Origin of the sequence: Oceanomicrobium pacificus, from assembly GCF_009833495.1 — a bacterium.
Classification (GTDB): domain Bacteria; phylum Pseudomonadota; class Alphaproteobacteria; order Rhodobacterales; family Rhodobacteraceae; genus Oceanomicrobium; species Oceanomicrobium pacificus.
In genome coordinates this window covers 70,052-89,800 of sequence record NZ_WUWG01000001.1, presented here as the reverse complement: position 1 = coordinate 89,800, position 19,749 = coordinate 70,052, and the positions used below count along the sequence as shown (strand labels likewise).

Here is a 19,749-nt window from a genome sequence, read left to right as displayed (position 1 = left end):
CCGCAACCGATCTCTTTCCCTGACCGACCGCACAGGTGCCGCCCGTGTTTGACAAGATCCTCATTGCCAATCGCGGCGAAATCGCCTGCCGCATCATCCGCACCGCGCGCCGCCTCGGCGTGGCGACGGTGGCGGTCTATTCGGATGCCGATGCGACGGCACAGCATGTGGCGCTGGCTGATCAGGCGGTGCGGATCGGCCCCGCGCCGGTGGCGCAGAGCTACTTGCGCGGCGAGGCGATCATCGCCGCCGCCAAGGAGACCGGCGCTCAGGCGATCCATCCGGGCTACGGGTTCCTGTCTGAAAACCCGGAATTTGTGGACGCGGTAGAGGCCGCGGGCCTGACATTCATCGGCCCGTCGGGCACCGCGATCCGCGCCATGGGGCTGAAGGATGCCGCCAAGGCGCTGATGGCCGAGGCCGGCGTGCCGGTCGTGCCGGGCTATCACGAGGCCGACCAGTCCGACGAGGTGCTCGCCGCGGCGGCCGAGGAGGTCGGCTACCCGGTGCTCATCAAGGCGGTGGCCGGCGGTGGCGGCAAGGGGATGCGCCGCGTCGATACGCCGGACGGATTTGCCGCGGCGCTGGCCTCGGCCCGCGGCGAGGCGCGCACGGCCTTCGGCAATGACGCCGTCCTGATCGAGAAATTCATCCAGAGCCCCCGCCACATTGAAATTCAGGTCTTTGGCGACCGCCACGGCAATGTCGTGCATCTGTTCGAGCGCGACTGCACGTTGCAGCGCCGTCACCAGAAGGTCATCGAGGAGGCGCCGGCGCCCGGCATGACGCCGCAGGTGCGCGCCGCCATGGGCGCGGCAGCGGTCGCGGCGGCGGAAGCCATCGACTATCACGGGGCGGGCACGGTCGAGTTCATCGTCGACGGGTCCGACGGTCTGCGCGCCGACCGGTTCTGGTTCATGGAGATGAACACCCGCCTGCAGGTCGAACATCCGGTAACGGAGGCGATCACCGGTGTGGATCTGGTCGAATGGCAGTTGCGGGTCGCGTCCGGCGAGCCGCTGCCCGCCCGCCAGTCCGATCTGTCGATTTCCGGGCATGCGATGGAAGCCCGGCTTTATGCCGAAGATCCGTCGCGCGGCTTCCTGCCCGCGATCGGCACGCTCACCCATCTGGAATTTCCCGCCGCGGCGCGGGCGGACAGCGGTGTCGTGGCTGGCGATGCGATCAGCCCGCACTATGATCCGATGATCGCGAAACTGATCGTGCACGGCCCGACGCGGGACACGGCGCTCACGCAGATGCACCGCGCGCTGAGCGACACGGCCATCGCGGGAACGGTCACCAACCTGCCGTTTCTGGCGACGCTCGTGCGCCACCCGGGGTTCCGCGCGGCGGAGATGGATACGGGCCTGATCGACCGCGATCTGGAGGACCTCACCGACAGCCCGCCCTGTTCGGATGCGGTGATCGGTCTGGCCGCCATCGTGGCGCAGGGCGGCACGGATGATCCGCTCGCCGGGTTCCACCTATGGAAGCCGCTCGTGCAAGAAGTGGCGCTCGTCCATGATGACGAGGAAATCACCGTCCAGATCGAGCGGCTCGGTGCCGATCGCTACCGCGTCACGTTGGAAGAGGACCGGTTCCGCCTGTCGATCCGGCAGGAGGGCAACCGCTACCGGCTGGAGACGAATACAGGTGTCACCGCGGCCGTCACCTGCCTGCGGTCCGACACGATGGTGACGGTGCTGGCGGGTGCGCAGCCCTTCCGGTTCGAGCGCCGCGACCCGTTGCAGGGCAGGGGCGATGAAGGGGATCATGCTGGCGGCGATATCCGCGCGCCGATGCCCGGACTGGTGAAGGCAGTGCTGACCGAGGAAGGGGCCGAGGTCGAGAAAGGCGCACCGCTTCTCATCCTTGAAGCGATGAAGATGGAACATACGCTGACCGCGCCGCGCGCGGGCCGGATCGCCAGCCTGCCGGCCGCCGAAGGGGCGACCGTCACGGATGGGACGCTTCTTGCACGGCTGGAAGATGCCGATGGCTGAGCGGGTCACCATCTACGAGATGGCCCCGCGCGACGGGCTGCAGAACGAGAAGGCGATGATCGCGACGCCCGACAAGGTGCGGCTTGTCGATCTGCTGAGCCAGGCGGGGTTCGCACGGATCGAGGTGACGAGTTTCGTGTCGCCCAAATGGGTCCCGCAACTGGCCGACGCGGCCGAGGTGATGGGGGCCATCGCGCGCCGCCCCGGTACGGCATATGCCGCGCTTGCACCCAACATGCGGGGCTATATCGCGGCGCGGGATGCCGGCGCCGACGAAGTGGCGGTCTTCGCCGCCGCGTCGGAGAGTTTCAGCCGGAAGAACATCAACTGTTCGATCGCCGAGAGTTTCGAGCGGTTCGCCCCGATCCTCGATGCGGCCGCGCAGGACGGGATCACGGTGCGGGGCTATGTGTCCTGCGTGACCGATTGCCCCTTCGAGGGGGAGATCGCGCCCGAGGCCGTTGCGCGGGTCGCCGTCGCGCTGATGGAGGCAGGCTGCCGCGAAGTGTCGCTCGGCGACACGCTCGGGCGCGGCACGCCCGAGCGGGTGGACGCGATGTTGCAGGCGGTCTTGCGCGACGTTCCGGCTGACCGTCTGGCGGGCCATTTCCATGATACATCCGGCCGCGCCGTCGAAAATGTGGGCGTTGCGCTCGACCACGGGTTGCGGGTCTTCGACAGTGCTGCGGGTGGTCTTGGCGGCTGCCCCTATGCGCCGGGGGCCGCGGGCAATCTGGCGACCGAGACACTCGACAGCTACCTGCGCGACCGCGGCTTCGACACGGGCCTCGACCGGGCGGCGCTCGACCGCGCCGCAACCTTCGCGCGCAGCCTCAGAAAGGATCTGCCATGAGCCAGCCGACCATAAGGCTCGACCGCGACCCGCGCGGCATCGCAACCCTGACGCTCGACCAGCCGGATACGCATAATGCGCTCAGCCCCGCGATGGCCGACGCTTTGACCGCTGCGGCCGCGGAGATCAATGCGGACGAGAGCCTGCGCGCCGTGATCCTGACCGGCGCGGGCAAGAGTTTCTGTGCCGGCGGCGATCTGGGATGGATGCGGGCGCAGTTCGACGGCGACCGTGCGCAGCGCATCGCAGAGGCGCGCCGGCTGGCCCACATGTTGCGCGCACTCGACCGGCTGGCCGTTCCGCTCGTCGGGCGGATCAACGGACAGGCCTTTGGCGGCGGGATCGGCATGATGTCGGTCTGCGATAGTGCGATTGCCGTGACCGGACGGCGTTTCGGCCTGACCGAGACGCGGCTCGGTCTCATCCCGGCGACGATTTCCCCGTACGTCGTGGCCCGCATCGGGCCTGCGCAGGCGCGGCGGGTCTTTGCCAGCCCGAAGCTCTGGTCGTCGGAGGAACTTGTCGGTTTGAACCTTGCGGCGCGGGTGGTCGATGATGCTGATCTCGACGCCGCGGTCGAAGCGGAAGTGGCCCCCTATCTCGACGCCTCGCCGGTTGCGGTCCGCGCGGCAAAGGCGCTGTTGCGCGATCTCTCGCCCCCGATTGACGATGCGACGGTCGAGATGACCGTCTCGCGCCTGGCCGACACGTGGGAAACCGAAGATGCGCGGGAGGGAATTGCCGCATTTTTCAGCAAACGCAGGCCAAGCTGGGCGAGCTGAACCGGTTCCGGTCTGTTGTGCATTGCAATAGAAATCTCGCCATTGCAGCATCGGGCGCCGAAAGGGTGCCCATGTCCGACCTGCACATTGCCGTCATCGACCAGAATCCCGAGCGAGCCGAGATGATCCTCGACGCGCTTGGCGCGATGGGGTCGGTGCGCGTCAGCCTGATCGGAGACATGACCGGCATCGTGCGCCGGCTGGCCGATCTTGCGCCCGACATCGTGCTCGTCGATCTGGAGCATCCCAGCCGCGACGTCTTGAGTGCCCTGACGCTCGCGTCCGGCCCGACAGAACGGCCGGTGGCCATGTTCGTCGACCGGTCGGACAAGGAAATGATGCGCGCGGCCATCGAATCCGGGGTCAGTGCCTATGTGGTCGACGGCCTGCGAAAGGATCGGGTCCGCCCGGTGCTGGAAGCCGCAATGGCCCGCTTCGACAGTTTCGCGAAATTGCGCAGCGAACTGGCGACGACCCGTGCGGCGCTTGAGGATCGCAAGACGATCGACCGCGCCAAGGGGCTCTTGATGGCCGCGCGCGGGCTGAACGAGGACGAGGCTTACGCGCTTCTGCGCAAGACCGCGATGGACCGCGGCAAGAAGGTTGTGGAAGTGGCCGAAGGGCTGGTGACCGCGGCGGGGCTTCTGTCATGACGGATGTGTCGCTCACCTGCGGTTTCGTGCCGCTTGCCGATGCCGGATTGCTGATAGCGGCCGTCGAGCAGGGGTTTCTGGCGGAGGAAGGCGTTGCCGTCACGCTGCAGCGCTGTGCCAGTTGGTCGAGCCTTGCGGATCGGCTCGCCACCGGCCTGTTCGATGCCGCCCATCTCCTGTCGCCGCTCGCGCTTGCGATCCAGAGCGGCGCCATGCCCTTGCAGGCCGATCTGGTCGCGCCCTTCATCCTCGGGCGGGACGGAAACACGCTGGCGGCGACGCCGGCTCTTGCCGACCATTGCGCAACCCATCTGGCCGGCGCGGACGATCCGGCCGGGCTGGCGCAGGCGCTGCGGGCCTGGGCCGGGGTGCGGCCGCTCCGCGTGGGCGTGCCATTCGGCGCATCGATGCACCGCCTGCAACTGCTCGACTGGCTCGGGCCGGAGGCGGGCGACGGGCTGTCGACCGTCGTAGCGCCGCCCTCGATGCTGGGCGACGTGATGGACGAGGGCGAGATCGACGCATTCATGGTCGGCGAGCCCTACGGCTCGCTGGCGCAGGCGCGCGGGCGCGCGACACTTCTGATGCCGGTGCGGGCTCTGGGGCAGGATCTGCCGGAGAAACTGCTCGGCCTGCGGCGCGACTGGTGCGCAGCCCATCCCGAAGCGCTCGCGGCCATCGGGCGGGCCTTCTTGCGCACAGAACTCTGGCTGACCCAGCCCGGTGCGACGGCGGAACTGGCCGATATCCTGTCGCGGCCGGATTTCCTCAATCTGCCGCCGGAGGCGATCCGGCGGGCTTTCGATCCCGATCTGACGGTCATGGCCGGGCAGGCGGGCCGGCCTGTCCTGCGGCTCGGCGGCAACCGCTGGCCCGACCTGCTCGACACGGCGGCGGACTGGATTCCACCGCGTATGGGCGGGGAGCGTGCGGAAGAATCGGTGTACGACCTGTTTGACCGTCGGCCGCTCGATTCTGTTTTGGACGGCTTCGAACAGCGGGTTCTGGCGCCGCTCTGACCCGCCCATTTGCTGCTCCCTGACCTTTTTGCCTGTTTATTGGGCGCCGATTCCGAATTTTTTGCACATAATTTTTGCACTTTTGGTGCGATGCCAATTTTTGATACAGCGCATCTTTACTGCGCCGCAGCATGAGCTATGGTCAGGGCAACGGTCGACAAGGAGGTCGGCCCGACCGCTCCGCGAGGGGCATGGTTGCGAGCAAAGCCGCTCGATCCTGAACAGGCCGCATCCCCCGCGACCGGTTCAAGGGTCGGGCGGCTTTTGGTTTCAGGAGATGTGGAATGACGATCAGAACCTCAATTCTTACCGGCGCGGCGCTTCTGGCGCTTGTGGCACCGGCGGCGCAGGCCGAAATGCTGGATGTGGAGAAGGACGAGCTGACCTTCGGCTTCATCAAGCTCACCGACATGGCGCCGCTCGCCATCGCCTACGAGATGGGCTTTTTCGAGGATGAGGGGCTCTTCGTCACGTTGGAGCCGCAGGCCAACTGGAAGGTGCTGCTCGACCGAGTGATCGACGGCCAGCTCGACGGGGCGCATATGCTCGCCGGCCAGCCGCTCGCCGCCACGATCGGCTACGGAACCGAGGCGCATATCGTGACGCCCTTCTCGATGGACCTGAACGGCAACGGGATCACGGTCTCCAACTCGGTCTGGGAGCAGATGAAGCCCAATATCCCCGCCGATGCCGACGGCAAACCGGTCCACCCGATCAGCGCCGCCGCCCTGAAGCCGGTGGTCGACAGTTACAAGGATGCCGGCAAGCCCTTCAACATGGGCATGGTGTTTCCGGTCTCCACCCACAATTACGAACTGCGCTACTGGCTGGCCGCGGGCGGCCTGAACCCCGGCTACTATTCGCCGGACAACACATCGGGCCAGATCGACGCCGATGTGCTCCTGTCGGTGACCCCGCCTCCGCAGATGCCCGCGACGATGGAAGCCGGCACGATCGAAGGCTATTGCGTCGGCGAGCCGTGGAACCAGCAGGCCGTGTTCAAGGGGATCGGCGTGCCGGTCATCACCGACTACCAAATCTGGAAGAACAATCCCGAGAAGGTTTTCGGTCTGACGAAGGACTTCTCCGAGACCTATCCCAACACCACGCTGGCGCTGACCAAGGCGCTGATCCGCGCAGCCATGTGGCTCGACGAGAATGACAATGCCAACCGCGAGGAAGCTGTGGAGATCCTGTCGGGCGCGGAATATGTCGGCGCGGACGCCGAAGTGATCGGGGCTTCGATGACGGGCACGTTCGAGTTCGAGAAGGGCGATGTGCGCGACATTCCCGACTTCAACGTCTTCTTCCGCTACAACGCCACCTATCCCTTCTATTCCGACGCGATCTGGTACCTGACCCAGATGCGCCGCTGGGGCCAGATTTCCGAGCCGCAGACGGATGAATGGTATCACGACGTGGCCAAGTCCGTGTACCTGCCGGGCATCTATCTGGAAGCCGCGCAGATGCTGGTCGATGAGGGCTTGGCCGATGCGGCCGATTTCCCCTGGGACAGCGACGGCTACAAACCCGCGACCGACGAATTCATCGACGGTGTCGCCTATGACGGCCGCACGCCCAACGCCTATCTCGGCCAGTTCGCCATCGGCCTGCAGGGCGCCGAAGGCTGACGCCCACAACAGGGAGCGCCCGGTCGGGCGCTTCCGTCTGCCACACATGCAACGGAAAGACATCGAGACATGACCGCCATTGTCGACCCCAGCCCCAGCAAGACCGACCGACGCGAACGGCTGTTCAGCCGGATCACCGCCGCCGACCGCTATTTCACGGTGCTCGGCCTGAGCTGGATGACGCCGCTTCTGCGGATCCTTGCGGGCGACGACCCGAAGCGCAACGGGCGCGAGATCTGGCGCCTGCTCGGTATCCCGGTTCTGGCGATCCTCGTCTTCCTGATGGCCTGGGGCACGCTCGCGCCGAAGGTCCAGACGAGCCTCGGGGCGGTGCCGGGTCCGGCGCAGGTCTGGGAAGAGGCACGCGGCCTGCATCAGGAGTTCCTGAAGCAGAAAGCCAAGGAAGAAGCTTTCTACGAGCGGCAGGAGGCGCGCAACGCCAAGTTGGAAGCCAACGGCCAGTCCGACAAGGTCAAATGGCGGGCCTATACCGGAGCGCCGACCTACTATGACCAGATCTGGACCTCGCTCCAGACCGTCTTTTTCGGCTTCCTGATCGCGACCGTGGTCGCGGTGCCGATCGGGATCATGTGCGGCCTGTCGCCGAGTTTCAACGCGGCGATGAACCCGATCATCCAGATTTTCAAGCCGGTTTCGCCATTGGCCTGGCTGCCCATCGTCACCATGGTTGTCTCGGCCGTTTACGTGACGAATGACGGCATGTTCTCCAAGGCGTTCCTGACCTCGGCCATCACGGTGACGCTTTGTTCGCTCTGGCCGACGCTCATCAACACCGCGCTCGGTGTGGCTTCCATCGACAAGGACCTGATCAGCGTCTCCAAGGTGCTGAAGCTGAACACGCGGACCAAGATTTCCAAGCTGGTGCTGCCCTCGGCCCTGCCGCTCATCTTCACCGGTCTGCGCCTGTCGCTCGGTGTCGGCTGGATGGTGCTGATCGCCGCCGAGATGCTGGCGCAGAACCCGGGTCTGGGCAAATTCGTCTGGGACGAGTTCCAGAACGGCTCCTCCAGCTCGCTCGCCAAGATCATGGTTGCGGTGCTGACCATCGGGATCATCGGCTATCTGCTCGACCGGCTGATGTTCGCGCTCCAGTCCATGTTCACCTATTCGGCGACACGGTGAGCGCGATGAAACGTCCCATTCTGAAACTGGAAAATGTCTGCAAGTCCTATGGCGAGGCGCATGTGCTCGACGGGATCGACCTGGCGGTCGAGGAAGGCGAGTTCGTGGCCATCGTCGGCTTCTCGGGCTCCGGCAAGACGACGCTGATGAACATCCTGTCGGGTCTGGAAATGCCCGACACGGGGGCTGCGCTTTTCCGCAACAAGGAAATCACCGGACCGGGACCGGAGCGGGGACTGGTCTTCCAGTCCTATTCGCTGATGCCCTGGCTGACGGTGACGGGCAATGTGGCGCTCGCGGTCGACGCGGTGCATGGCAAGAAAAGCCGAGCGGACCGCGCGGACATCGTGAAGCACTATGTCGACATGGTGGGCCTGTCCCATGCGACCGACCGGCGGCCTGCGGAACTGTCGGGCGGGATGCGCCAGCGCGTGTCGGTTGCGCGCGCGCTTGCGATGCAGCCCGAAGTGCTTCTGCTCGACGAGCCCCTGTCGGCGCTCGATGCGCTGACCCGCGCCAACCTGCAGGATGAAATCGAGCGGATCAGCCAGATCGAGAAGAAGACGATCATCCTCATCACCAATGACGTGGACGAGGCGATCCTGCTGGCCGACCGGATCATCCCGCTGAACCCGGGTCCCGGTGCCGCCTTCGGTCCGGGGTTCGAAGTCAACATTCCCCGCCCGCGCGACCGCACGGCGATGAACGACAATACGGCGTTCAAAAAGCTCCGTGCGGATGTCACCCAGTATCTGATGGAGGTCGGGTTCGAAGCGCGCGAGGCCGGCACACGCTTGCTGCCCGACGTGACGGCGGTGCACCAGATGGCGCCCAAGGCCTATCGCGAGGCGTCGGCCGCGAGCCTCGATGCGCGCTACCTCCAGTTCAGCCAGGTCCACAAGATCTATCCGACGCCGAAAGGCCCGCTGACGGTGGTCGAGGATTTCGACATGACCGTGAACAAGGGCGAGTTCATTTCCGTCATCGGCCATTCGGGCTGTGGCAAGTCCACGGTCCTGACGATGGCGGCGGGGCTCAACCCGATTTCCAAGGGCGGGATCGTGCTCGACGGCAAACATGTCGAAGGAGCCGACCCGGAACGCGCCGTTGTCTTCCAGTCGCCGAACCTCTTTCCCTGGCTCACCGCGCGGGAGAATGTCGCGATCGGGGTGGACAAGGTCTATCCCTCCGCGAGCCGCGCCGAGCGGCAGGATGTGGTGGAATATTACCTTGAACGTGTCGGTCTGGCCGATGCGATGCACCAGCCCGCCGACAGCCTGTCCAACGGGATGAAACAGCGGGTCGGCATCGCGCGGGCCTTTGCGCTCAGCCCGAAGCTCCTGCTGCTCGACGAACCGTTCGGTATGCTCGACAGCCTGACGCGCTGGGAGTTGCAGGACGTGCTGATGGAGGTCTGGTCGCGCACCAAGGTCACGGCTATCTGCGTCACCCATGACGTGGACGAAGCGGTGCTCCTGTCCGACCGGGTGGTGATGATGACGAACGGACCGCGCGCCCGGATCGGCAAGGTCATGGACGTGACCCTGCCGCGCCCGCGCAGCCGCAAGGCGCTTCTGGAACATCCCGATTACTACCGCTACCGGGCCGAGGTTCTGCAATTCCTCGAGGATTACGAACACGGCCATACCAAGAAGAAGGACGCAGCCTGATGGCGATGAAACTGGTTGTCATCGGCGCCGGTATGGCGTCGGGCCGGGCGATGGAACATCTGCTCGAAGCCAATGACGAAATCTACGACATCACGCTTTTCGGCGCCGAGCCGCGGGGCAATTACAACCGCATCATGCTCTCGCCGGTGCTCTCGGGCGAAAAGCAGTTCGAGGAAATCGTGACCCACGATGCGGACTGGTATGAAAGCCACGGCGTCACCTGCCGGTTCGGCGAACTGGTCACGGGCATCGACCGGATGCGCAAGGTTGTCATAAGCGAGAAGGGCGAGACGCCCTATGACAAGCTCCTGATCGCCACCGGATCCTCGCCCTTCATCATCCCGGTGCCGGGGCGGGACCTCGACGGCGTGCTCGCCTATCGCGACCTCGGCGACGTGAACCGGATGATCGGCTATGCCGAGCGCCCGGGTGCCAAGGCCGTGGTGATCGGCGGCGGACTTCTGGGGCTGGAGGCGGCCGCAGGCCTGTCGATGCGCGGTATGGAGGTGACCGTCGTGCATCTGATGGGACACCTGATGGAGCGCCAGCTCGACGCATCTGCGGGCTATCTCTTGCAGCGCGAACTGGAGAACCGCGGCATCCGTGTGCTCTGCGGCGCCAACACGAAAGAGATCGTGGGCGAGGGCAAGGTCGAGGCGGTGCATCTCGAAGACGGGACCGTGCTCGCCGCCGACATGGTCGTCATGGCGGTCGGCATCCGGCCGAATTTCGGCCTCGCCCAGGCGGCGGGCCTGAAATACAATCGCGGGCTTCTGGTCAATGACGAGATGAAGACCGACGATCCCGAAGTGTTCGCGATCGGCGAATGCGTGGAACATGCGGGAAGCTGCTACGGGCTGGTCGCACCGCTCTATGACATGGCCCGCGTGGCCGCGCGCAACATGCTGGGGTTCCATGAACGGTTCGAGCCGGTGGAAATCTCCACCAAGCTGAAGGTCACGGGCGTGGATCTCTTCTCCGCCGGCGACTTTGCCGAAGGCGGCGGCCGAGAGGAAATCGTCTACCGCGACGCCACGCAAGGCATCTACAAGCGGCTCGTGATCCGCGACAACCGGATCATCGGTGTCGTCATGTATGGCGACACGAGCGACGGCGCCTGGTTCCTGCAGAAGCTGAAGGACAAGGAGGATATCTCCGAGATCCGCGATGTGCTCATCTTCGGACCGGGATTTGCCGCGGGGGCCGACGCGGACCCTATGGCAGCCGTTGCAGCCTTGCCGGATGAGGCAGAGATTTGCGGTTGCAACGGCGTATCCAAAGGCACGATCATCGCGGCAATCGAGGCGGGCGCGACCTCGCTCGACGCGGTCAAGGCGGTCACCAAGGCCAGCACATCCTGCGGGACCTGCGCGGGTCTGACAGAACAGGTGGTCGCGCTCACGCTCGGCGACGATTTCGTGCTGCCGCAGGCGGCGGGCATGTGCAAATGCACCGATCACAGCCATGACGATGTGCGCCGGATGATCGTCGCACAGGCGTTGAAGTCGATCCCGGCGGTGATGCAGGCGATGGGCTGGAAAAGCTCGGGCGGCTGCGCCTCCTGCCGCCCGGCGCTCAACTATTACCTGCTCTGCGCATGGCCCGACGACTACCGCGATCACGGCCAAAGCCGGTTCATCAACGAGCGCGTCCACGCCAACATCCAGAAAGATGGCACCTATTCGGTCGTGCCGCGCATGTGGGGCGGGATCACCACGCCGCAGGAACTGCGCGCCATCGCGGATGCGGCGGAGAAGTTCAACGTGCCGACCGTGAAGGTCACGGGCGGCCAGCGGATCGATCTGCTCGGCGTCCGCAAGGAGGACCTGCCCGCAATCTGGTCCGATCTGAACGACGCCGGCATGGTGTCAGGCCATGCCTATGCCAAGGGGCTGCGCACCGTGAAAACCTGCGTCGGTTCGGAACATTGCCGTTTCGGGACGCAGGACAGCACGGGGCTTGGCATCAAGCTTGAAAAGGCGCTCTGGGGTGCCTGGTCGCCGCACAAGTTCAAACTCGCCGTGTCGGGCTGTCCGCGCAACTGTGCGGAAGCGACCTGCAAGGATTTCGGCGTGGTTTGCGTGGATTCGGGCTACCAGCTGCATGTTGGCGGGGCGGCCGGCATGGACGTGCGCCAGACCGACCTGCTCGCACAGGTGGAAACCGAGGAAGAAGCCATCGAATATTGCGCGGCTTTCTACCAGCTCTACCGCGAGAATGCGCAATATCTGCACCGGCCTTACAAATGGATCGCCAAGGTCGGGCTCGACTGGGTCAAGGCGCGCGTGGTCGAGGATGCGGACAGCCGCAAGGCACTCGCCGACCGGTTCTTCCATGCCCAGCGCATCTTCCAGAAAGACCCGTGGGCAGCACGTGTTGCCGGCACGGATTCTCATGAATACCGCCCGTTGGCGGACCTGACACAGGTGGCAGCAGAATGACGACCGCGATCGATATCGGCGCGCTGGAGGATATCCCGCGTCAGGCCGCCCGGCTGGTGAAGACGCATTTCGGCTGTATCGCCGTCTTCCGCACCGCCGAGGACAAGGTCTTTGCGCTTGACGATGCCTGTCCGCACAAGGGCGGGCCCCTGTCGAACGGCATCCAGCATGGCGAGCAGGTGACCTGCCCGCTCCACAACTGGGTTTTCGACCTCAACACCGGTCAGGCGCAGGGCGCCGACGAGGGCGCGGTGCGCACCTATCCGGTGCGGGTGGAGGCCGGGCGCATCCTGCTCGACCGCGCGGCACTTGCACCACAGGTCGCCGCGGAATGAGCGGACCGGCAGGCACCGGCGCGCCGGTCCGCACGACCTGCGCCTATTGCGGTGTCGGGTGCGGGGTTCTGGCGACGCCCGAGGCGGACGGTGGGACCGCGATTGCCGGTGACCCGGACCATCCGGCCAATTTCGGGCGGCTCTGTTCCAAGGGATCGGCACTGGGCGCGACGCTCGGGGCTGAGGGCCGGCTTCTCGATCCGCTGATCGCCGGTCAGCGGTCGAGCTGGGTGGATGCGACCGCCCTTGTCGCCGCTCGGTTTGCGGACACGATCGCCCGACATGGGCCCGACAGCGTCGCTTTCTATGTCTCGGGCCAGTTGCTGACCGAGGATTATTATGTCGCCAACAAGCTGATGAAGGGTTTTATCGGCTCGGCGAATATCGACACGAATTCAAGGCTTTGCATGGCGTCCTCGGTGGCGGGGCACAAGCGCGCCTTCGGCTCGGACACCGTTCCCGGCTGCTACGAGGATCTGGAGGAAGCCGATCTGGTCGTCTTGGTCGGATCGAACCTTGCCTGGTGTCATCCGGTGCTGCACCAACGGCTCATGGCGGCGCGGGACAAGCGCGGCACGCGGATCGTGACCATCGACCCCCGCCGGACCGTGACAGCCGACCAGTCGGACCTGCATCTGGCGCTGCGACCCGGCAGTGATACGAGCCTGTTCAACGGGCTCCTGCACCATCTGGCCGATCGCGGCCATCTGGCGGCAGGCGCGATCGATGCGGTCGAAGGGCTGGCTGATGCGCTCGCACTTGCCGCATCCGACGCGGCTGCCGGACTGGCCGAGCGGTGCGGCCTGTCGACAGGCGAAATCGCGGCCTTCTTCGCGGAATGGGCCGGGACGGAGCGCGTCGTCACCGTCTATTCGCAAGGGGTCAACCAGGCGCGCAACGGGACCGACAAGGTCAATGCGATCCTGAACTGCCACCTTGCCACGGGCCGGATCGGACGGGTCGGGATGGGGCCGTTTTCGGTCACCGGCCAGCCCAACGCGATGGGCGGGCGCGAGGTTGGCGGGCTTGCCAACATGCTCGCCTGTCATCTCGATCTTGAAAATGCCGCGCATCGCGCCGCTGTGCAGGATTACTGGTCCTGCGGGCCGCTGCCGCAAAGCGCCGGACTGAAGGCGGTGGACCTTTTCGATGCCTGTGCCAGCGGGCAGGTGCGCGCGCTCTGGATCATGGGAACGAATCCGGCCGTGTCGCTGCCACGGGCCGACCATGTGCGGGACGCGATTGCGGCCTGTGACTTCACCGTCGTCAGCGACGTGACAGCCGACACCGACACGGCCGAACTGGCCGATGTGCTCCTGCCTGCCGCCGGATGGGGCGAGAAGGACGGCACGGTGACAAATTCGGAGCGCCGCATCTCGCGCCAGCGGGCATTCTGCCCCGCGCCCGGTCAGGCGCGCCCCGACTGGCAGATCATCTGTGACGTGGCGCGGGCGATGGGGTTCGGCGCGGGTTTCGACTTTGGCGGTCCGCACGCGATTTTCGCGGAATATGCCGGCATGACGGCGCTAAGCCGCCGTTTCGGCCGCGACCTCGATCTGACCGGGCTCGCCGGGCTCGACCGTGCGGGATATGACGCGCTCCGGCCTGTGCAATGGCCGGTGGCACCGGGCGGAGCGGGCACCGACCGGATGTTTGGTGACGGCGACTATTTCACCCCATCGGGCCGTCCGCGGGCGGTTGCGGTGGCCGCAGGGCCCGAGCTTGAGCCGCAGGGGGGGGCGCTTCTGCTCAACACAGGGCGCATCCGGGACCAGTGGCACACGATGACCCGCAGCGGGCAGGCCGAGGTGCTCACCCGTCACATTGCCGAACCTTTCCTTGAAATCCATCCCGAGGATGCGGCGCGGCGCGGCATCGGTCCGGCCGATATCGTGACCGTCTCGGGGCAGGGCTCCACGGCCACGCTGCGTGCGCTCGTCACGTCCCGTGTGCGGCCCGGCACGCTCTTTGCCCCGATGCACTGGTCGGGACAGTTCGCAGCCGATGCCCGCGTCGACGCGCTGGTCGCGCCCGACCGCGATCCGGTCTCGGGCCAGCCGGCGCTGAAATCCGCGCCCGTCCATCTGTCGAAATGTGCCTGGTCCTTCTACGGCTTTGCGCTGGGCGCGGGGCTCGTCGCCCCCGACACGCCATACTGGGCCCGGGCCGCGCTGGCAGGCGGCGCGCAGATGGAGTTTGCCGCACCAGAAGCGCCCGCCGACATGGCCGCCTTCTTTCGCAGGCTTGCCGGCTTGCCGGCGGGTGCCGATCTGATCGAGGTGGAGGATAGGTCGGGCGGCGGCTATCGCGCCGTGTGCCGCAAGGACGGGCGGGTCGTGGCCGCGATCTTCACGGCGGCCGAGCCGGTGCCGGTCAGCCGTGCATGGCTGCGGGATGCCTATGGCGATACCGGACCGGCGGACCTTCTTGCCGGCCGGCCCGGTGCCGACCGACCCGATCCGGGGCCGACGGTCTGTGCCTGTTTCGGCGTCGGGATGAACACGATCCGGCAGGCGATTGCCGAGCAGGGCCTGTCATCGGTGGACGAGATCGGCGCCGCCCTGCAAGCCGGTACCAATTGCGGCTCCTGCAAGCCGGAACTGGACGCGCTGCTGGCGCGTTCAACTGCGAGACTGGCGGCGGAATAGCCGCCCCTTTGCTTCCCGCCGTCAGCCATGTAGAAGGCAGGCGGGAACCTCGCGAAAGGGCATTTCATGCTGAACCTGCAGGACATGTCGGCCGAACTTGCGGCCAGCTATGACCTTGAACCGTCGCTGACCCTCGTGGACGAGATGCGCGACATTTACGAGCGCGTCGACAGGGTCCTGCCAGAGGTCGAATTTGCCGGATACGCACCCTATATCCGCGCGATCAACCGGCTGAAAGCCGAGCGGAACGCCGTCATCCTCGCGCACAATTACATGACCCCGCAGATCTATCACGGGGTAGCCGATGTGGTCGGCGACAGTCTGCAACTGGCCATTGCGGCGACCAAGGTCGATGCCGAGGTGATCGTGCAATGCGGCGTACATTTCATGGCCGAGACCTCGAAAATCCTGAACCCGCAGAAAACCGTGCTGATCCCCGATGCGACCGCCGGCTGTTCGCTCGCGGCCTCGGTCACGTCCGCCGACATTGCGCGGATGCGCGCGGAATATCCCGGTGCGCCGGTCGTGTCCTACGTGAACACCACGGCGGCGGTGAAGGCGGCGTCTGATATCTGCTGCACCAGCGCAAACGCAGTGCAGATCGTCGATGCGATGGAGGGCGATACGGTCATCATGACGCCGGACGGGTTCCTAGCCCAGAACGTGGCCCGCGAAAGCCGCAAGCGGGTCGTCTACTGGCAGGGCAGTTGCATCGTGCATGAGCAGTATACCGCAGCGGAACTGCGTGAATACCGGGCCCACGATCCGGGCCTGAAGATCATCGCCCATCCCGAATGCCAGCCCGAGGTGGCCGAGGAAGCGGACTATACCGGCTCCACCAGCGGCATGATCGACTGGGTGCGTGACAACCGGCCCGAAAAAGTCATGCTGGTGACCGAATGTTCCATGGCCTCCAACATTGCCGACAGCGTGCCGGATGTGGAATTTGCGAAGCCCTGTAACCTCTGCCCCTACATGAAGAAAATCACGCTGGAGAAGATCCTCTGGTCGCTTCACCGCATGGGGGAGGAAGTGACCGTGCCGGCAGAGCATCTGGAGCCCGCGCGCGCCGCAGTGGAGCGGATGATCGACCTCAGCCAGCGGCTGAACGTGTGAGCGCCGCGCTGGCGACCGACCGCGTCGTCATCGTCGGGGCGGGGCTGGCGGGGCTCTATGCCGCGCTTCACCTTGCGCCGCGCCCGGTTCTTGTGCTGACACCCGATCCGCTCGGCACCGGGGCGAGTTCCGCCTGGGCGCAGGGCGGTGTTGCGGCGGCGATGGACCGCAGCGACAGCCCCGCGGCCCATGCGGCCGATACGGTCGCGGCGGGCGCCGGTATTGTCGATGCGCAGGTGGCTGCGAGCGTCACCGGCGAAGCACCGGACCATATTGCGCAACTCACGGATTTCGGAACGCCCTTCGACCGCGACGATGCCGGGCGCTATGTCCTGTCGCGCGAGGCGGCCCATTCCATCGCCCGCGTGGTCCGTGTGAAGGGCGACCAGGCGGGCCGTGAAATTATGGAAACGCTGATCGAGGAGGTTCGCGACTGCCCCTCGGTGCAGGTCATGGACGGGGTGCTCGTCTGCGGGCTGGCGACCGGGGACGGGGGCGTCACCGGCGTGGACCTGCTGCCGGCTGCGGGCGGCGGCGAGCCCGTTCGCCTGACGGCACCTGCGGTGCTGCTCGCGGGCGGCGGATCGGGCGGGCTCTACGCGCTCACCACCAACCCGTCGCGCATTCGCGGGCAGGTGATCGGCGCGGCGGCCCGTGCTGGCGCTGTGATTGCCGATCCCGAATTCGTCCAGTTCCACCCCACGGCCATGGATGTCGGGCTCGACCCGGCGCCGCTTGCAACCGAAGCGTTGCGCGGCGAGGGGGCGGTGCTCATCGACCGCAATGGCCACCGGTTCATGCCGGAGGTCCATCCCGATGCCGAACTGGCGCCGCGCGATGTTGTGGCCCGCGCCATCTTTGCCCAGACACAAGCCGGGATGCGGCCCTGCCTCGACACGCGCAGCGCCGTCGGCGCGGAGATCGGGACCCGCTTTCCCTATGTGGCCGCGGCCTGTGCGGCCGCGGGCATCGATCCGGTGACCGAGGCGATCCCCGTGGCGGCCGCCGCGCATTACCATATGGGCGGCGTCGCCGTGGACGCATCGGGGCGTGCCGGTCTCGACAGGCTCTGGGTCTGCGGAGAGGCAAGCTCCACCGGGTTGCACGGAGCGAACCGCCTGGCGTCGAACGGCCTGCTGGAAGCGCTGGTCTACGGCCGCGCCTGCGCGGCGGATATCGCAGCCAGCCTTGGCGCGGCGCCTGCGGCGAACAATGTTCCACCGGTGCCCAAGCCCGATTTTCCGCCGGCACCCGCAATCGACACGACTGCCGCCACGATGCGTCTGCGGCAGGCCATGACCGACCATGTCGGCGTGGTCCGCGATGCGGCAGGCTTGCGCGAAGCATTGCGCCTGCTCGCCGACCTCGACGCGGCGCCCGAGGGCCGCGACCCTGTCTTTGCCACGATGATTGCGACCGCGACCCTCATCACTGCGGCAGCCCTGCAGCGGCGGGAATCGCGTGGCGGCCATTATCGCAGCGATTTTCCGACCCCCGATCCGGCGCAGGCCGCCCGCACACGGTTGCGGCTCGCCGACGCCATCGCCATCCGAGACGCCGCCCGAGGAGACTGACATGTCTGCAGCCCAGCCCGTGCCCGATCTGCCCGACCTGATGCTCACCCCGCTCATCGCCCGCGCGCTGGAGGAGGATTTCGGCCAGGCGGGCGACCTGACCACGGCGGCGACCATCGACCCTGCGACCCGCTACCGTGCGCAGCTCAATGCACGCGAAACGGGCCGTGTTTCGGGCTTGCAGGTGGCGCGGCTGACTTTTGCCGCCGTCGACCCGTCGCTGACCATCACCCAGCATGTAGGCGAGGGGGCCGCGGTCGAGCGCGGCACCTGCCTGATGGAGATCGAGGGCGCTGCTGCCTCGATCCTGATGGCCGAGCGTGTCGCACTCAACTTTGCCGGCCGCCTGTCGGGCATCGCCACCCTGACCGCCGCTTTTGTGGCGGAAACGGGCGGTCACCCGACGCGGATCACCTGCACGCGCAAGACGACACCCGGTCTGCGGGTCGTGGAGAAGCGCGCCGTCCTGCATGGCGGCGGTGCAAACCACCGGTTCGCGCTGAGCGATGCGATCCTGATCAAGGACAATCATATCGCGGCCGCGGGCGGTGTGCGGCCTGTGCTCGACCGCGTGGCCGCGCGCGCGGGCCATATGGTGCGGGTGGAGATCGAGGTCGACCGGCTCGACCAGTTGCAGGAGGTGCTGGACGCGGGCACCGCCCATGTCGTCCTGCTCGACAATATGGACACGCCCACGCTTGCCCGCGCGGTCGAACTGGTGGGCGGCCGCCTTGTGACGGAAGCGTCGGGCAACATGTCGCTCGACCGGATTGCGGAGGTCGCGGCGACCGGCGTGGATTACATCTCGGCCGGGGCGCTCACGCATTCGGCGCGGACGCTCGATCTCGGCCTCGATTTCTGAGCGGCGCCCCGCACGCGGGCGACGGTTGCAGCGCGGCGGGAAGTCTGAAACGGTCGCCGCGTGCCCGTAGCACCGACGCCGGAGGAGCCCGCCATGCCAGACACCCGCACCACCCATGACGCGCTGGAAGACCCGCGCAACGCCGACATTCTGATCTATGTCGACGGAGCGTTGCGCCCGCGCGCCGAGGCGACCGTGTCGGTCTATGACAGCGGCTTCATGCTGGGCGACGGGATCTGGGAGGGGCTGCGCCTCCATGACGGGCGCTGGGCGTTTCTGGGCGACCATCTCGACCGGTTGTTCGAGGCGGCTGCCGCGCTCGACCTCGATATCGGGATGGACCGTGCGGGCGTTGTCGACGCGCTGGAGCGGACCCGCGCCGCGAACGGCATGGAGACTGATGCCCATGCCCGCCTGATGGTCACCCGCGGCGTGAAGGAGCGGCCCTTCCAGCATCCGTCCCTGTCGCGCTCCGGTCCGACCATGGTCATCATCATGGAACATTCCGTGCCACGCCCGTTACCCGAGACAGGCGGCATCCGGCTTGCCACCGTGCCGCAGGTGCGTGGGCTGCCGATGAGCCAGGATCCGAAGCTCAATTCCCACAGCAAGCTCAACTGCATCCTGGCTTGCATTCAGGCGGAAAAAGCCGGTGCGGACGAGGCGCTGATGCTCGACCCGCACGGGTTCGTCAACACGACCAATGCCTGCAATTTCTTCATCGTCCGCAAGGGGGAGGTTTGGACCTCGACCGGGGATTACTGCATGAACGGCATCACGCGGGCCAAGGTGATCGACCTGTGCCGCGCGAACGGCATTCCGGTACACGAACGCAATTTCTCGCTCGTCGATACTTACGGCGCGGACGAGGCGTTCCTGACCGGCACATTCGGCGCGCAAACCCCTGTGGCCGAGATCGACGGGCGAACGATCGGGACGGGCGGCGCCGGACCCGTCACACGACGGATCCGCGGCCTTTATGCCGATCTGATCGCGGCGGAGACCTGCGCGTGACC

Annotated in this window: 15 protein-coding genes; all 15 read left to right on the top strand. The window is 66.4% G+C overall.

Annotation, left to right across the window (positions count from 1 at the left end; all coding sequences use genetic code 11):
* Positions 1–44: 44 nt before the first annotated feature.
* The 15 genes from GSH16_RS00445 (at position 45) to GSH16_RS00375 (ending at position 19,747) form a co-directional block, all read left to right on the top strand.
* Entirely contained in the window at positions 45–2,006 is a 1,962-nt protein-coding gene (locus GSH16_RS00445) for an acetyl-CoA carboxylase biotin carboxylase subunit (protein ID WP_160850891.1), read from the top strand.
* Positions 1,999–2,859 (top strand): hydroxymethylglutaryl-CoA lyase, encoded by an 861-nt coding sequence (locus GSH16_RS00440; protein WP_160852875.1) that lies wholly within the window; start codon positions 1,999–2,001, stop codon positions 2,857–2,859. Before GSH16_RS00445 ends, GSH16_RS00440 begins: the two co-directional genes overlap by 8 nt.
* Positions 2,856–3,641: a crotonase/enoyl-CoA hydratase family protein gene (locus tag GSH16_RS00435; RefSeq protein ID WP_160850890.1), complete on the top strand. Its 786-nt coding sequence runs from the start codon at positions 2,856–2,858 to the stop codon at positions 3,639–3,641. The genes GSH16_RS00440 and GSH16_RS00435 overlap by 4 nt, the downstream gene beginning before the upstream one ends.
* Positions 3,642–3,712: 71 nt before the next feature.
* Positions 3,713–4,294 carry an ANTAR domain-containing response regulator gene (locus GSH16_RS00430; protein ID WP_160850889.1) on the top strand — a complete coding sequence of 194 codons (582 nt, stop codon included), beginning with the start codon at positions 3,713–3,715 and terminating at the stop codon, positions 4,292–4,294.
* Positions 4,291–5,313 carry an ABC transporter substrate-binding protein gene (locus GSH16_RS00425; RefSeq protein ID WP_160850888.1) on the top strand — a complete coding sequence of 341 codons (1,023 nt, stop codon included), beginning with the start codon at positions 4,291–4,293 and terminating at the stop codon, positions 5,311–5,313. The genes GSH16_RS00430 and GSH16_RS00425 overlap by 4 nt, the downstream gene beginning before the upstream one ends.
* 284 nt (positions 5,314–5,597) lie before the next feature.
* A complete protein-coding gene (locus tag GSH16_RS00420; protein ID WP_160850887.1) occupies positions 5,598–6,944 on the top strand; it encodes a CmpA/NrtA family ABC transporter substrate-binding protein in 1,347 nt (448 codons plus the stop codon).
* A 69-nt stretch (positions 6,945–7,013) separates the two neighbouring features.
* On the top strand, positions 7,014–8,087 hold the full coding sequence (locus GSH16_RS00415) for an ABC transporter permease (RefSeq protein WP_160850886.1): 1,074 nt from the start codon (positions 7,014–7,016) through the stop codon (positions 8,085–8,087).
* A 5-nt stretch (positions 8,088–8,092) separates the two neighbouring features.
* Positions 8,093–9,757 carry an ABC transporter ATP-binding protein gene (locus GSH16_RS00410; protein WP_160850885.1) on the top strand — a complete coding sequence of 555 codons (1,665 nt, stop codon included), beginning with the start codon at positions 8,093–8,095 and terminating at the stop codon, positions 9,755–9,757.
* Complete coding sequence (gene nirB / locus GSH16_RS00405; RefSeq protein WP_160850884.1) at positions 9,757–12,198, top strand: nitrite reductase large subunit NirB; 2,442 nt, start codon at positions 9,757–9,759, stop codon at positions 12,196–12,198. Before GSH16_RS00410 ends, nirB begins: the two co-directional genes overlap by 1 nt.
* The gene (gene nirD / locus GSH16_RS00400; protein WP_160850883.1) at positions 12,195–12,533 is read left to right on the top strand and encodes a nitrite reductase small subunit NirD; all 339 of its coding nucleotides are present in this window, start codon (positions 12,195–12,197) and stop codon (positions 12,531–12,533) included. The genes nirB and nirD overlap by 4 nt, the downstream gene beginning before the upstream one ends.
* The gene (locus GSH16_RS00395; RefSeq protein WP_160850882.1) at positions 12,530–15,181 is read left to right on the top strand and encodes a nitrate reductase; all 2,652 of its coding nucleotides are present in this window, start codon (positions 12,530–12,532) and stop codon (positions 15,179–15,181) included. Before nirD ends, GSH16_RS00395 begins: the two co-directional genes overlap by 4 nt.
* A gap of 66 nt (positions 15,182–15,247) precedes the next feature.
* Positions 15,248–16,297 carry a quinolinate synthase NadA gene (nadA, locus tag GSH16_RS00390; protein WP_160850881.1) on the top strand — a complete coding sequence of 350 codons (1,050 nt, stop codon included), beginning with the start codon at positions 15,248–15,250 and terminating at the stop codon, positions 16,295–16,297.
* Positions 16,294–17,871: an L-aspartate oxidase gene (locus GSH16_RS00385; RefSeq protein ID WP_328803122.1), complete on the top strand. Its 1,578-nt coding sequence runs from the start codon at positions 16,294–16,296 to the stop codon at positions 17,869–17,871. Before nadA ends, GSH16_RS00385 begins: the two co-directional genes overlap by 4 nt.
* Before the next feature lies 1 nt (position 17,872).
* Positions 17,873–18,733 (top strand): carboxylating nicotinate-nucleotide diphosphorylase, encoded by an 861-nt coding sequence (gene nadC, locus GSH16_RS00380; RefSeq protein ID WP_160850880.1) that lies wholly within the window; start codon positions 17,873–17,875, stop codon positions 18,731–18,733.
* Between the two features lie 93 nt (positions 18,734–18,826).
* Entirely contained in the window at positions 18,827–19,747 is a 921-nt protein-coding gene (locus GSH16_RS00375; protein WP_160850879.1) for a D-amino acid aminotransferase, read from the top strand.
* Positions 19,748–19,749 lie beyond the last annotated feature (2 nt).